The sequence below is a fragment of the Streptococcus sp. 9.1(2021) genome, from assembly GCF_030466425.1.
Taxonomy (GTDB): domain Bacteria; phylum Bacillota; class Bacilli; order Lactobacillales; family Streptococcaceae; genus Streptococcus; species Streptococcus wuxiensis.
The window spans coordinates 896,058-910,604 of record NZ_JAGQFU010000001.1; the positions used below are offsets into that span (position 1 = coordinate 896,058).

The window sequence follows — 14,547 nt, forward strand, 5'->3', positions numbered from 1 at the left end:
TCAAAATGCAGAAAAGAGCGTGCTTTCGCACGCCTTTTTACTAAAAGAAGACAGACAATCTTAACCTCGAGGGAGGGAACTGTCTGTCTCAGATATTTGAAGCTTATTTTACAAAGTCAAGCAATGCCAAGAAGCTTTCTGGATCAAGTGATGCACCACCAACAAGAGCTCCGTCAACGTCTGGACAAGCCATGTATTCTGCAACGTTTTCAGGTTTCACTGAACCACCGTATTGAACACGTACTTTATCAGCTACTTCTTGACCAAAGTCAGCTGCTACAACGTCACGAACAACTTTACACATTTTTTGTGCATCGTCTTGTGAAGCTGATTTACCAGTACCGATAGCCCAGATTGGCTCATAAGCGATAACTGATGAAGCTACTTGTTCTGCAGTCAATCCTGCAAGAGCAGCTGAAACTTGAGCACCTACGAATTCAGCAGCTTTTCCTGCTTCGTAAGTTTCAAGAGACTCACCACAACAGATGATTGGAAGCATACCGTTCGCAAAGATTGCTTTTGCTTTTTTGTTGATGTCTTCATCTGTTTCGTGGAAGTAGTCACGACGCTCTGAGTGACCGATCACAACATAGTCAGTACCGATTTCTTTCAAAACTTGTGGGCTAGTTTCACCAGTGAAAGCACCAGCATTTTCAAAGTAGCAGTTTTGAGCAGCAACTTTAAGATTTGAACCTTTAGCAGCAGCAAGAACAGTTGTCAAGTCAAGAGCAGGTACAGCAACCCCAGCTTCAACAAGGTCTGATGAAGGAAGTTTTGATGCTACAGCTTCAACGAATGCTTTTGCTTCTTCTGGGTTTTTGTTCATTTTCCAGTTACCAGCGATAAATGGTTTACGTGACATTTCACATACCTCTTTTTTCATTTTATTTTCTACTTATTTTATCATAAATATAGGGAGCTTGCAAATCTTACTCTGTAACTAGAAGTCTTCTTTTCAAATACTTTCCAGTCGTCAATTCTATTTAGAGTCTGGCTTTTTCCTGGTTAATTTGACCACTGCTTCTGTCCTAGCCGTGTGCGGAAACATATCAACTGACTGGATATAATGCAGGTCATAGACTTCAACCAAGCGGACTAAATCACGCGCCAGGGTAGATACATTGCAGGAAATGTAGACCATCTTTTCAGGAGCGTATTTGACGATGGTATCCAAGAGTTTGTCATCTAAACCGGTACGAGGCGGGTCTACAATCAAGGCATCGGCACGATAGCCTTCCTTGTACCAACGAGGGATGATTTCTTCTGCAATTCCAGCCTCATAGTGAGTATTGGTATAACCCATGCGCTGGGCATTTTCTTTGGCATCCTCAATAGCTTCTGGAATAATATCCATCCCTCTCAGACTTTTAACTTTTTTGGCAAAGGCAAAACCAATGGTTCCAACACCACAGTAGGCATCAATCAGATGGTCATTCTCATTTACGTCCAAGGCCTTAGCGGCTTCACTATAGAGGATTTCAGTCTGTTCAGGATTGAGTTGGTAAAAAGCTCGTGGTGAAAGAGAAAATTCATAATCAAGAACACCTTCGCCTATACTATTTTGACCCCAAATAATTTCAGTCTTGTCCCCATAAATCTCACTAGTTTTAGCGGTATTGGTATTGACTGCGACAGTCACTACTTCAGGATAATCCTTGACTAAATCTATCACAAATTGAGTCAGATTTAATTGACGATTGGTCACAATGATAATCTGAACTTGCCCAGTTTTCCGTGCGCGACGAACCATGATGGTCCGAACTCCAAGGATTTTTCGTTCATCCGTAATCGGAATTTGATGATAGGTCAAGAGCTCAGAAATGCGGTTGGCAATAGCTTGTGTCTCCTTGTCTTGAACCAGACAGTCTTTTAACTCGACCAAATAATGCGAATTTTGAGCATATAATCCTGTCTTGACCTGACCCTTAAACTTTCGAGTTTGGAATTGCAGTTTAGCTCGATAATACTTGGGTTCCTGCATACCAATGGTTGGTCTAATCTCAAAGTTTTCATAGCCTGCAGGTGCAAATTTTTTCAGAGCTTGATGGAGAAGATCCGTCTTGAACTCCAGCTGCTTGTCATAGTGCAGATGCATGATTTGACAGCCACCACACTCATTATAAATGGTACAGTCTGGAACCACTCGAAACTTAGATTTTTTATTGACCTCAAGCAGTTTGGCCTCAACGTAATTACGCTTAACAGAAGTCACCTGACAATAGATATCTTCTCCCTTGAGGGCACCTGGAACAAAAACAAGGGTTTTCTGGTAAAATCCGATACCCTCCCCGTTTATCCCCATACGCTTGATTTTTAATGGAATTTTTTGTTTGACTTTAAGACTCATAAGTCTATTATACCACGTAGTTTCTCAATGTTTAAGAATATGTTACAATAAAACCATGAATACAAAGATATCTCACTTTTCCCCATTGGATTTTCCTGAGCAATTACGAACTTATATAGAGGGAGCAACTCTTTCTGACAGCTCTTCTCATTCAGGCGCAAGGGTTCTCTATCTTGATTCAGGTTACTATTTGAAAATAGATCAAAAGGGAAGATTAGAGCGAGAAGCTAGCATTGCAAGTTTGTTTGAACAAGAAGGAATAGGAACTCCAGTCATCCACTATCTATCTACAAATAAAGACTACCTTCTGACGAAAGAGGCTATTGGCCATGATGCTCTCGCTTTTTTAGATCAGCCAGATAAAATTTGCCGAACCATGGCCGAGGCTCTTAAAAAACTTCACAGCTTTTATCCGCAAAATTTCCCATCAGAAAATCATTTACAGGCCTATAAAGACAGAGCCTTGAAAAACTATGAAAAAGGTGAGTTCTATGCCAAGGCTCTCCTACCCCAATTCCGGATTAGCAGTCGCGAAGAGGCCTTCCAGCTCATTCGAGAAGATGGGCACCTTTTAAAGACAGATGCCTTTATTCACGGGGACGCCTGTCTACCGAACTTTATTCTAAAAGATGCTGACCACTTCTCTTGCTTTATTGACCTTGGCTTAGCTGATTTCAGTGACCGACATATCGATCTCTTTTGGACAGTTTGGTCCCTCAACTATAACCTACATGACCCTAAATACGCTGAACTATTTCTTGACTGTTACGGGAGAGAGCTGGTTGATAGCAACAAACTTCGACTCGTTGCTGCCTTTGAAGCGTTTGGATAAAAGGAAAACCATGAAAATCACAAAACTAGAAAAGAAAAAACATCTCTATCTGCTAGAACTTGATAGCGACCAAACCTGCTATATTACAGAGGATACCATTGTTCGCTTTATGTTGACCAAGGATAAGGAAATTAGTCCTCAAGAATTTGCAGAAATTCAGACCTTTGCACAATTTTCCTACGGAAAAAATCTGGCCCTCTACCACTTATCCTTCAAGGCCCGTACTGAAAAAGAAGTCAGAGACTATTTAGTTAAACATGAGATTGATGAGAAAATCATACCACAAGTCATCCAAGCCCTCAAGGATGACAACTGGATCAATGACCGTCAATATGCTTATGCTATCATCAACTCCAATCAGCTATCTGGTGACAAGGGAAGCTACATGCTGATACAAAAGATTTCTCAAAAAGGAGTTGCTAAGGTCGTTATCCAAGACGTCTTACAAGAATTTGATCTGACGGAAGTCGCAGAGCGTACAGCCGAAAAACTACTGAAAAAATATCAGGGTAAATTGCCTGCTCGCGCTCTACAAGATAAGATAATCCAAAATCTTACCAACAAAGGTTTTTCCTACTCGGAAGCTAAAACAGCCTTTGATCAACTAGATAACCAGGTCGATGAAGAAACTGTTCAGGAACTAATCTTTAAAGAGTTGGATAAGCAATATCGGAAATATTCGCGTAAGTATGAAGGATACGAACTTAAGCAACGTTTGACCCAAGTTTTAGCTAGAAAAGGTTATGATTTTTCGGATATAGCCAGCGCTCTCAGAGAATATCTTTAATTTTTTCATGAAAAACTAAGAACTTTAAACAAAAATGTGATACAATAGTAAACGATAAACTTACAAATTGTAGAAAGTTGGTTAGTTATGAAACTTCCAAAAGAAGGCGACTTTATTACAATTCAAAGTTATAAGCATGATGGGAGTCTTCACCGTACTTGGCGAGACACCATGGTACTAAAAACAACAGAGAACGCTATTATCGGCGTCAACGACCACACACTTGTTACCGAAAGTGACGGTCGTCGTTGGGTAACTCGAGAACCGGCTATTGTTTACTTTCACAAAAAATATTGGTTTAATATCATTGCCATGATTCGTGATAATGGGATTTCCTACTACTGCAACATGGCTAGCCCTTATTATCTAGACGAAGAAGCTTTAAAATACATCGATTATGATTTAGATGTTAAAGTTTTTACAGATGGTGAGAAACGCCTCTTGGACGTCGAAGAGTATGAACGTCACAAGCGTAAGATGAATTATCCTGATGATTTAGACTATATTTTGAAAGAACATGTTAAGATTCTTGTTGATTGGATCAACAATGAACGAGGCCCCTTCTCAGAAGCCTATGTCAACATTTGGTACAAACGCTACGTAGAACTAAAGAATCGGTAAAGTTGTCAGAGGTCAGGAACAAAATCCTGACCTCGTTTTTTTTATAAGCAAAAACCTGCCTTGAGGCAGGTTTTCCTTTAAATATCTAACTTCGTAACAGTAAATTTGATATGGGAATAATCTTTCTCGATATCCTTATCTACCATAAAGGCTGTCGCATCCTTCTTGACCTGCACCAAGTCAATATTCTGTGCTTGAGCTGCATAGACACAGCCACAGTAACATTGGCGATAAATGTCGTACTCTTCACACATTTCTACAGAGCGTTTATAACCTTGATTTTTCTTAAAATCACTCGGAAGATAGTGAGTGGTGTAGATTTTCTGCACATCAATCCCAATACTGTTAATTGTTTGTGAATTTTTGTGAGGGCTGATGGTTAGGGCAGATCCAAAGTAATCAAATCCTAAGTCCATAGCCACTTGCGCTGTCTTGTCCAAGCGATAGTCAAAACATACCTTGCAACGGTCCCCACCTTCAGGTTCTTCTTCCAAACCTCGAACCAGTTTACGGTATTCATTTGGTTCATAAGGTGCTTCTAGGTATTGGACATGGTTACCAGTTCGTTCATTAAAATCGCTGACAAACTTTTTGGTTACATAAGCACGCTTGTGATACTCGGCTTTGGGATGAATATTTGAATTAGCAAAATAAATAGTCACATCTGCATATTTGGTCAAATACTCTAGAGTGTAAGTGCTACATGGAGCACAACAGACGTGCATGAGAATCGTTGGTCTCTCTTCATTTTTTTCCCAAACTTGGACCATCTTTTGCATAACACGGTCATAGTTGATTTTTTGATTGGGATTCATCTTGCTTAGAATTTCTTCTACATCAATCATGCTCTTCTCCTTTTCTTCTTGCTATTGTACCACAGGATCTTTCTTTGGGCAAATAGGGTTTCATGCTTTATTCAGTTATTAAGTCCATATCTAATAGCTTGCCCATCCTTTTTAGACCGATTATTAATATAGGACAACTTAAAAGTAAGATAAGGCCTAGAACTAAAAAGACAGCTACAAGACCCCAACGATCAATCAACCAACCTGTCAGTGGGAAAATGACAATCATGGAAAGACTAAAGAGCATGGAATTGATACTAAGCATTGTTGCTCTAACACTGGACGGTAAATAACCTTGTAAGTCATTGAAATAGATTGGCTGATAAACTGCATAGAGTGTATCGGTTAAAAGATAGACAAGAAGAAAAGCAAAGGGAGTTCCAGAAAACACCAATAGCAAGGCTAAGCCCGTTAGTGCAACAAGAGTCGGAAAAACTCGATTGCTATTCCATTTTTCACCAATTTGACTAGCTACATAAACTGCTATAAGATTTAAGCCACTACCAATCAGCATGACCAGCGATACCTGCCATCCTGCTAAGTCACTTACTTTCTGCTGATAGTAAAAGTAAAACATGCACATGAGTGTTCCGACTAGCTGATAAGTCATCATCCAATAAAAGAGTACTGGCTTTTCATGCCATTCTTTTCGAACTTGCAGGACAATCATTTTAAAGGTTAATGCTTCATTTTTTTCTCTCTTAGCCATTGGTTCTTTCATAAAATAAATCAAGATTATAGAAAGAAAAGATAATCCAATAGCAATTAGATAGGTCCAAGCCAATGCTCCGTGAATAAAGAAGCCTGCCACAACTGTACCTAAGGTTCGGGTGATTTCTGCCACACCAGACAAAAAGCTAGAAATCTGAAGATATCGATCCTTTTGCCCCGCTTCAACCGCCGAATCATATAAGAAAGCGGTACTGGTCCCCGAATCAAAATTGTAGGACCAAGCATTAACCATCATAGCGACAGCATAAATCCAAAAATTCCCCTTACCAAATAAAATCAAGATAGAGGATACAATACTGGCCAAGCGAGCCAAATAGAGATTGGTCTTGTAGCTAAACCGATCGGCCAACATACCAGACGGAATTTCACATAAGAGGCTTGTCCCGTGAAAGATACTTTCTAATAGACCGATTTGAAGTAAGGAAAGACCATTTTGAATGAAAAATAAAATCCAAAAACTGGTGATTCCAAAATAAGATGTAAATTCCAGACCTGCCAGGAGTGGAATATTGCGTTTGTAAGTTCTTTTAAACATCGTTTTCTCTCTTTCAATATGTAATATGAGTTTTTCTAAAAGACTTACTTAGAGTTGCCTACATTTTCTCCACCTCTTTCATTTAAAGTAATACTCAATGAAAATCAAAGAGCAAACTAGGAAGCTAGCCGCAGGCTGTACTTGAGTACGGCAAGGTGAAGCTGACGTAGTTTGAATTTGATTTTCGAAGAGTATAAAAACGCCAGACGGCGTTTTTATGGCTATTAAGGTTTGATACGGTGCAACATACGTGGGAATGGAATGGCTTCACGGATGTGTTTTGTACCTGCTGCAAAGGTTACCATACGCTCGATACCGATACCAAATCCACCGTGTGGTACTGTACCGTATTTACGAAGGTCAAGGTAGAATTCGTACTCTGTACGATCCATACCAAGTTCATCCATCTTAGCTACAAGGGCATCGTAGTCTTCCTCACGCATAGAACCACCAATGATTTCTCCATAGCCTTCTGGAGCAAGCAAATCTGCACAAAGCACGCGATCTGGGTTCCCAGGAACTGGTTTCATGTAGAAGGCCTTGATGGCTGATGGATAGTTGATCACAAAAGTTGGTACACCAAAGTGGTTTGAAATCCAAGTTTCGTGTGGTGAACCGAAATCATCTCCATGCTCAAGATGTTCGTAGTCAGCATCTTCGTCGTTCTCATGCTCTTGCAAAAGATCAATGGCTTCATCGTAAGTAATGCGTTTGAATGGCTCAGCAATGTAGCGTTTCAAGAGCTCTGTATCACGTTCTAATGTTTCCAAGGCTTGAGGAGCACGATCTAGAACACCTTGAAGCAACGCTTTAACATAAGCTTCTTGCAAGTCAAGTGACTCGTCGTGTGTCAAGTATGAGTACTCCGCATCCATCATCCAAAACTCAGTCAAGTGACGGCGAGTTTTTGATTTCTCCGCACGGAATACTGGACCAAAGTCAAAGACGCGACCAAGGGCCATAGCACCTGCTTCAAGATAAAGCTGTCCTGATTGGCTCAAGTATGCTGGTGTTCCAAAGTAGTCAGTTTCGAAAAGTTCTGTAGAATCTTCTGCAGCATTTCCTGAAAGGATTGGGCTATCAAATTTCATGAATCCATTCTTATCAAAGAACTCATAAGTTGCATAGATAATAGCGTTACGGATTTGCATCACTGCTACTTGTTTGCGTGAACGCAACCACAAGTGGCGGTTATCCATCAAGAAATCTGTTCCGTGTTCTTTTGGAGTAATTGGGTAGTCTTGAGATTCACCGATGACTTCGATGTCTGTAATATCCAACTCATAACCAAATTTTGAGCGTTCGTCTTCTTTGACAATCCCTGTCACGAAAACAGAAGTTTCTTGGCATAGGCGTTTGATGGTATCAAATTTTTCAAGACCTACTTCTTCACCGAATTTTTCGATAAAGTTTGGTTTGAAAGCCACGCCTTGGAAGAAGGCAGTTCCGTCACGCAATTGCAAGAAAGCAATTTTTCCTTTTCCTGACTTGTTAGCAACCCAAGCACCAATAGTCACTTCTTGACCAACGTAGTCTTTTACTTCGATAATTGTTACACGTTTTGTCATGTTTTATCTTCCTTTTTTTGTTTAACTTGTCTAAAGACATTATTACCCACTATTGTACCACAAATAATGCCTGATAGCTAGATTGTTCGACAGAAATTCATAAGTTTTTAAACACAAAAACCTCCGCCAAGGGGACGGAGATTTAGCTTCTTATTTTTCCATAAATTGGTGCAAGCGACGAATAGCTTCTTTGAGTGTATCTAGGTCTGTCGCATAGCTGAGACGGACATTCTCTGGTGCTCCAAATCCTGCTCCTGTAATCAGGGCCAGACCAACTTCCTCAAGAATAGCCGTTGTAAATGCTGTTACGTCTGTATAGCCTTTCATCTCCATAGCTTTTTTAACATTTGGGAAGAGATAGAAAGCTCCTTGCGGTTTGACTACTTCAAAGCCAGGGACTTGGCACAAGAGAGGATAAATGGTATTGAGACGTTCCTCGAAAGCCTGACGCATTGCTTCTACGGAGTCTTGTGGACTGGTTAAGGCCTCGATTGTTGCGTATTGTGAAACAGCGGTTAGGTTAGAAGTTGTTTGACCTGTTAGTTTACTCATAGCAGCAATAATTTCTGGATCACCTACTGCATAACCAACACGCCATCCTGTCATAGCGTAGGCCTTAGACACTCCATTGATGACAATAGTTTGTTTGCGAATAGCTTCTGACAGACTAGAGATTGGAACGAACTCATTCCCATTATAGACCAAACGACCATAAATATCATCGGCCAGGATGAGAATATCATGTTCAACAGCCCAATTTCCGATGGCCAAGAGTTCCTCACGAGAATAGATCATACCGGTAGGATTAGATGGTGAGTTAAGAACCAAGACTTTGGTCTTACCTGTGCGAACAGCTTCTAATTGCTCCACAGTTACTTTAAAGTGATTGTCTTCCTTGGCTTGGACAAATACTGGAAGACCTTCAGCCATCTTAACCTGATCCCCATAGCTGACCCAGTAAGGAGTAGGAATGATTACCTCATCTCCAGGGTTGATAACAGCCATAAAGAAAGTATAAAGGGAAAACTTGGCACCAGTCGCAAAAGTCACCTCGTTAGCTGATACAGAATACCCATAGTAACGTTCAAAATAGGTATTGACTGCTGCTTTTAACTCAGGCAAACCTGAAGCTACCGTATAGAAAGACGCGCGACCATCTCGAATGGCTGCAACCGCAGCATCCTGAATATTTTCAGGAGTATGAAAATCGGGCTGACCTAAAGTCAAGAAAAGAACGTCTTTTCCTTCAGCTTTTAACTTCTTTGCTCTTGCATCACTAGCCAGAGTAACGCTTTCTTCCATCTCTAAGACACGTTTGGATAATTTCATTGTTTCTCCTTTTCGACTAAGGCGCCAGATTCAAAATCTACTAGATAATAGTCTCCTCCAGACTTGATTTCCCAGACAGGCTTTTCAGCGTACCGTCCGAAGGTAATCTTGTCGATCTCAGTTGCTCCTTTTTCTCTGACAACTGCTTCTGCTTTTTCTCGAGAAGTACCATTTTCTAGTTGATATACGTAAATATTGTTGCTACTTTTCTCTATTAAGACAGCAACTGGTTTCTGGTTCTTATCTTGGCCAAGAACACTATAATAGCTTTCTAAACCATTGAAGATATCAATCTGGCTAACCGTTTCTAGATTTGCATACTGCTTAGCGAGTCTCTCACCTTCAACCTTTGCAGTTTGATAAGGCTTCATGCTGAGCCATACCAAGTAGAGAAAGGAAGAAGTGATGACTAGAGTTAACAAAGTTATACCAATAATGTACTGAAATAATAGGGAATTTTTTTCTTTTTTCTGTCTCTTTTTCACTCGTCTATTTTACCATCTATCCTAGTGAATTACAAGTGAAGTTAGGGGAGGAATCTGGATTTTCAATACGTTTTTAGGATATCATTACATAACTTCAAGCCGTGTTTTTATAGACTTTTCTACAGTCTTCATTTTTAATTAAAAACTTAGATTCTATTGATTTTATTTTCTGAGCATATCCCTTGCAAATGATTTTATCGTGTTGTAACATATATTATAACAACAGAGTGATTCTGATTAAAAGATTGAAATTTAAAGGAGACTCCCTATGTCTAAAAAAATATTGTTTATCGTTGGTTCACTTCGTGAAGGTTCATTCAACCACCAAATGGCACTAGAAGCTGAAAAGGCACTTGCTGGCAAAGCCGAGGTAAGTTACCTTGACTACTCAGCCATTCCTCTCTTTAGCCAAGACCTTGAAGTTCCTACACTTCCAGCTGTTGCAGCGGCTCGCGAAGCTGTTCAAGCTACTGATGCTATCTGGATCTTCTCTCCAGTCTACAATTTCTCAATTCCAGGGACTGTGAAAAACTTACTTGACTGGCTTTCACGCGCCATTGACTTATCTGACACTCGTGGAGCATCTGCTCTTCAAGATAAAATTGTTACTGTATCATCTGTAGCTAACGCTGGACACGATCAACTCTTTGCGATTTACAAAGACCTCTTGCCGTTCATCCGTACACAGGTTGTTGGTGATTTTACCGCAGCTCGTGTCAATGATTCTGCTTGGGCAGATGGTCAATTAGTCCTTGAAGATAGCGTCGCTGCTTCTCTTAAACAACAAGCTGAAGATTTACTTCAAGCTATTCAATAATAAAAAAGATAGTAGAAAATCTCATTTCTACTATCTTTTAGTTTATTCAACAAATTCTCCAATCATACTATGTTTTAATGGTAAACTACACATTACCAAAAGGAAGATGAAGGAGGATTGAATCCAAAAGAGGGCTAAATCAAAAATTCCATGCACAGCAACTACTGTTAAGAATGAAAGATAAAGACCAACAATTGGACGCTTGCTCGGCTCCTGACTCATATCAATCAACATTCGAATTGGACCAGAAGAAGCTATTCCTAACAATACCGTTCCTACCACACCGTAACTCAATATCGTATCAATGTATATACTATGAGCATGTTCGTGATAAGGAGCAAAAATACGAGGATAAGAGTGCATATAGGTTAGGGGACCCTCACCCCAGAAGGGATTTTGTTTGAATAAGGTCATACCTGCATTCCAGATCGACACTCGTTCTTCCATAGACGAATCGAGCGTTCCCATTCGAACTCCCAAATCACTCGAGAAGAGAAAGGCTAAACCAACACCAAAGACTCCGATACTGAGCCAGAAGGCACGCCAGTTCTTAATGGTAGTGAAAAGATAAATAATCGCACCAAAGATAATAGCTGGAAAAGCTGTTCTATTTTGGGTGAAATTCAAGCCAAACAAATTCGCAAAGATTGCAATGAGAGAGAAAATTCTCAACCATCTCAATCTAGTCGTACTAATTAGGTAAAATCCAATCATAATACAGAAGCAACAGATAATCCCATAATAATTAGGATTAAAGAAGGCTACCTCTGCACGGTTCTGATGCCAGACTTGCATCTTAGGTGATAAGAAAGTATAATCAAATTTCTTTACAATCTGAAAGTGCTCTAAGGCTGCAAAAACTGATGCTAGCACACTAAGCGACATAACCGATTGCAATACTAATCTGAAAAACTTAGGGGTTAAATGGGCTTGGTAATAATAAAAGAAAATTGCAAAGAGGAACATTCCTAAAGTGGAAACCATCCCCATCACATTTTGAGCTAAAAGCGAGATTACACCACTATAGCCGATAAATAAAAGTAAGATAAAATGGTGGGATAATCGTTTTAATATCCCCTTCATCTCTCCTGTAAATATTAGACCTATTAAGTAGGCGATAAAAATAATAACGAAAATATAAAAAGGCAAGAAAATACTTAGAATAACAGCTAGTAAGACTAGCTCTTGCTTGGATAAGCCTTTCAATTTTTCAATGATACCTATTGATTTCACAACAGATCCTTTCTCTCTGCGCTATAAAGCTCAGATAAATAAACTATTAAAACATTTTACCATTTTTCAAATGATTTGAAAACCACTTTGTCCATGGCATCCTGACTAAAACTAGGTAAAATTTTATAGCGAGCTAAGATATCTCTCAAAGCGCGCATCCTTTTTTAAAAATATGGTACAATAAATCTAGTTGTTCCAGAAAGGACCTAGTATGAAATCCTACCAAGAAGTTTACAAAATCTTAGCTCATGAAACAGATTATTTAAGCGGAGAGAAAATCGCTGAAATATTAAACCTCTCTCGCACCTCTGTTTGGAAGGCTATCCAGCGCCTCCAGCAGGAAGGTTTAGAAATTGACAGCATCAAAAACCGTGGCTACAAACTTCTTCACGGTGACCTAATCTTACCTCAAGAAATAGAAGCTAACAGCCCAATCTTAGTTCAATTTAAACCTATCACCAAATCAACCCAGAGTGATGCTAAGGAGGCCATGGAAGCTGGTGCCAAAGGAGACACACTCTACCTATCAACAGGCCAAACTATGGGACGTGGTCGATTTCAACGTCCCTACTATTCTCCAGAACAAGGTGGAATTTACATGTCTCTCCACCTCAAGCCCAATCTCTCTTATCTAGATTTGCCAGCCTATACACTCCTGACTGCAGCCGCAATTTATAAGGCTGTTAAAAACCTTTGTCTGATTGATTTAGATATCAAGTGGGTAAATGATTTATACCTAAATCAGAAAAAAATAGCCGGTATTCTAACCGAAGCCATCACTTCTGTCGAAACAGGCCTTGTCACAGATGTTATTATAGGTGTTGGTATCAACTTTTCTATCGCTGATTTTCCAAAAAACTTGCAAGGGAAAGCTGGAAGTCTATTCTCTCAAAACAGTCCAATCACTCGCAACGAACTGATTTCTGAAATCTGGAAATGTTTCTACGAAACTGAGGCCGATGAGCTGCTTTACCTTTATAAAAAACAATCAATTGTTTTAGGCAAAGAAATTTCCTTTAAGAAAGATCAAGAAATCATCTCAGGAAAAGCTTGTGATATCTCTGACCAGGGTCAACTACAGATCCAATTAGCTACTGGTGAAAAAATTTGGCTCAATAGTGGCGAAGTTTCGCTCACTAAATGGTGAAGATTTTTAAAAAATAAAAAATCGACCTCTCTTTCGAAAAGGTCGTTTTTCTTATCATTTATTTTTTCAAACGCTCAACATCACGCGCAATCACAAGTTCTTCATCAGTTGGGATGACAAGTACACGAAGTGTCGCAGCATCTGTAGAAATGTCTCCAGTTACTCCAAAGACATTTTTCTCTGGGTCTAGATCACAGCCAAACCAAGAGATACCTGAAATAACTTTCTCACGCACAAGAGTTGCATTTTCACCAACACCAGCAGTAAAGATAATAGCATCTGCCCCGTTTAGGACTGCCAAGTATTGTCCAATGTGTTTTTGGATACGGTCAACATACATTCCAAATGCCAAAGCAGCATCATGATCCCCTGCTTCCATTGCAGCAATCACATCACGCATATCACTAGACTTCCCTGAAACACCCAGCAATCCTGACTCACGATTAAGAATACGACTGATGTCCTCAGGCTTGTTAAAGTCCTCTGTATATTGCATTAAATAAGGAATGATGGCTGGATCAATATCCCCTGTACGAGTTCCCATCATAACACCACCAAGTGGAGTGAATCCCATTGATGTATCGATTGATTGACCACCTTTAACAGCTGTGATAGAAGCACCGTTACCAATATGGCAAGTGATCAACTTCAACTCTTCTAATGGACGTCCCAAAAGTTTTGCTGCTTCTTGAGCAACATATTGGTGACTTGTACCGTGTGCTCCATATTTACGAACCTTATTTTCTGTATAGTACTTAGTTGGTAATGGATAACGGTATGCTTTTTCTGGCATTGTTGTGTGGAATGATGTATCAAAGACTGCTACACTTGTAATATCTGGCAACAATTCTTTGAAGGCACGAATCCCAGCTGCATTGGCAGGGTTGTGCAATGGAGCAAGAAGTCCTAGTTCTTCAATTTTTTCTAAGACATCACCTTCAACAACTGTAGACTCTTTGAAGTACTCTCCACCTGCAACAACACGGTGTCCGACACCAGTAATTTCATCATAAGTTTTAATAATATTAAAACGAATCAAGTCATCAAGTAAAATCTTAACAGCCAAGGTATGGTTTTCAATATCAAGAACTTGTTCTTCAGAACGACCATCAAACTTAACTGTTGAAACAGAATCCTTCAATCCGATTCGCTCAATTAAACCTTTTGCAAGCACCTTTTCTTCTGGCATTTGATATAGTTGCCATTTCAAGCTAGAGCTTCCAGCGTTAATTGCAATGGTTTTTGTCATAAATTTATTCCCCTTTTTAA

Annotated in this window: 14 protein-coding genes; 5 read left to right on the forward strand and 9 right to left on the reverse strand. The window is 39.7% G+C overall.

The features are described from left to right. Positions 1-103: 103 nt before the first annotated feature. Positions 104-862: a triose-phosphate isomerase gene (tpiA, locus tag KBU52_RS04340; protein ID WP_006154694.1), complete on the reverse strand. Its 759-nt coding sequence runs from the start codon at positions 860-862 to the stop codon at positions 104-106. 117 nt (positions 863-979) lie between these two features. Continuing rightward, the gene (gene rlmD / locus KBU52_RS04345) at positions 980-2,347 is read right to left on the reverse strand and encodes a 23S rRNA (uracil(1939)-C(5))-methyltransferase RlmD (RefSeq protein WP_254724446.1); all 1,368 of its coding nucleotides are present in this window, start codon (positions 2,345-2,347) and stop codon (positions 980-982) included. 55 nt (positions 2,348-2,402) lie between these two features. On the opposite strand from rlmD, the gene KBU52_RS04350 reads away from it, so the two are divergent. The 3 genes from KBU52_RS04350 (at position 2,403) to KBU52_RS04360 (ending at position 4,587) form a co-directional block, all read left to right on the forward strand. Further along, on the forward strand, positions 2,403-3,179 hold the full coding sequence (locus KBU52_RS04350; protein ID WP_254724447.1) for an aminoglycoside 3'-phosphotransferase: 777 nt from the start codon (positions 2,403-2,405) through the stop codon (positions 3,177-3,179). A gap of 10 nt (positions 3,180-3,189) precedes the next feature. Beyond that, positions 3,190-3,966 carry a recombination regulator RecX gene (gene recX / locus KBU52_RS04355; protein ID WP_254724448.1) on the forward strand — a complete coding sequence of 259 codons (777 nt, stop codon included), beginning with the start codon at positions 3,190-3,192 and terminating at the stop codon, positions 3,964-3,966. A gap of 87 nt (positions 3,967-4,053) precedes the next feature. Continuing rightward, positions 4,054-4,587: a DUF402 domain-containing protein gene (locus tag KBU52_RS04360; protein ID WP_004252157.1), complete on the forward strand. Its 534-nt coding sequence runs from the start codon at positions 4,054-4,056 to the stop codon at positions 4,585-4,587. A 77-nt stretch (positions 4,588-4,664) separates the two neighbouring features. Here the strand turns inward: KBU52_RS04360 and KBU52_RS04365 are convergent, their stop codons facing one another. The 5 genes from KBU52_RS04365 to KBU52_RS04385 all read right to left on the reverse strand — a co-directional run bounded on the left by KBU52_RS04365 (position 4,665) and on the right by KBU52_RS04385 (position 10,081). Further along, positions 4,665-5,432, reverse strand: coding sequence for an epoxyqueuosine reductase QueH (locus KBU52_RS04365; RefSeq protein ID WP_254724449.1), 768 nt, complete (start codon positions 5,430-5,432; stop codon positions 4,665-4,667). A 67-nt stretch (positions 5,433-5,499) separates the two neighbouring features. Further along, positions 5,500-6,699, reverse strand: a complete 1,200-nt coding sequence (locus KBU52_RS04370; protein WP_254724450.1) for an MFS transporter — start codon at positions 6,697-6,699, stop codon at positions 5,500-5,502. A 224-nt stretch (positions 6,700-6,923) separates the two neighbouring features. Further along, positions 6,924-8,267, reverse strand: a complete 1,344-nt coding sequence (asnS, locus tag KBU52_RS04375) for an asparagine--tRNA ligase (protein WP_254724451.1) — start codon at positions 8,265-8,267, stop codon at positions 6,924-6,926. A 150-nt stretch (positions 8,268-8,417) separates the two neighbouring features. Then, positions 8,418-9,596, reverse strand: coding sequence for a pyridoxal phosphate-dependent aminotransferase (locus KBU52_RS04380; RefSeq protein WP_254724452.1), 1,179 nt, complete (start codon positions 9,594-9,596; stop codon positions 8,418-8,420). Further along, positions 9,593-10,081 (reverse strand): DUF5590 domain-containing protein, encoded by a 489-nt coding sequence (locus tag KBU52_RS04385; protein WP_254724453.1) that lies wholly within the window; start codon positions 10,079-10,081, stop codon positions 9,593-9,595. The genes KBU52_RS04380 and KBU52_RS04385 overlap by 4 nt, the downstream gene beginning before the upstream one ends. 268 nt (positions 10,082-10,349) lie before the next feature. Here KBU52_RS04385 and KBU52_RS04390 point away from each other — a divergent pair, with 268 nt between their 5' ends. Beyond that, on the forward strand, positions 10,350-10,898 hold the full coding sequence (locus KBU52_RS04390; RefSeq protein ID WP_254724454.1) for an NADPH-dependent FMN reductase: 549 nt from the start codon (positions 10,350-10,352) through the stop codon (positions 10,896-10,898). Between the two features lie 42 nt (positions 10,899-10,940). Here the strand turns inward: KBU52_RS04390 and KBU52_RS04395 are convergent, their stop codons facing one another. Continuing rightward, positions 10,941-12,131 (reverse strand): O-antigen ligase, encoded by a 1,191-nt coding sequence (locus KBU52_RS04395; protein WP_254724455.1) that lies wholly within the window; start codon positions 12,129-12,131, stop codon positions 10,941-10,943. Between the two features lie 211 nt (positions 12,132-12,342). Between KBU52_RS04395 and birA the strand changes: the two genes are divergently transcribed. Next, on the forward strand, positions 12,343-13,278 hold the full coding sequence (gene birA, locus KBU52_RS04400) for a bifunctional biotin--[acetyl-CoA-carboxylase] ligase/biotin operon repressor BirA (RefSeq protein ID WP_254724456.1): 936 nt from the start codon (positions 12,343-12,345) through the stop codon (positions 13,276-13,278). A gap of 58 nt (positions 13,279-13,336) precedes the next feature. Here birA and KBU52_RS04405 read toward each other — a convergent pair whose 3' ends face one another. Beyond that, positions 13,337-14,527: an acetate kinase gene (locus tag KBU52_RS04405; RefSeq protein ID WP_254724457.1), complete on the reverse strand. Its 1,191-nt coding sequence runs from the start codon at positions 14,525-14,527 to the stop codon at positions 13,337-13,339. Positions 14,528-14,547 lie beyond the last annotated feature (20 nt).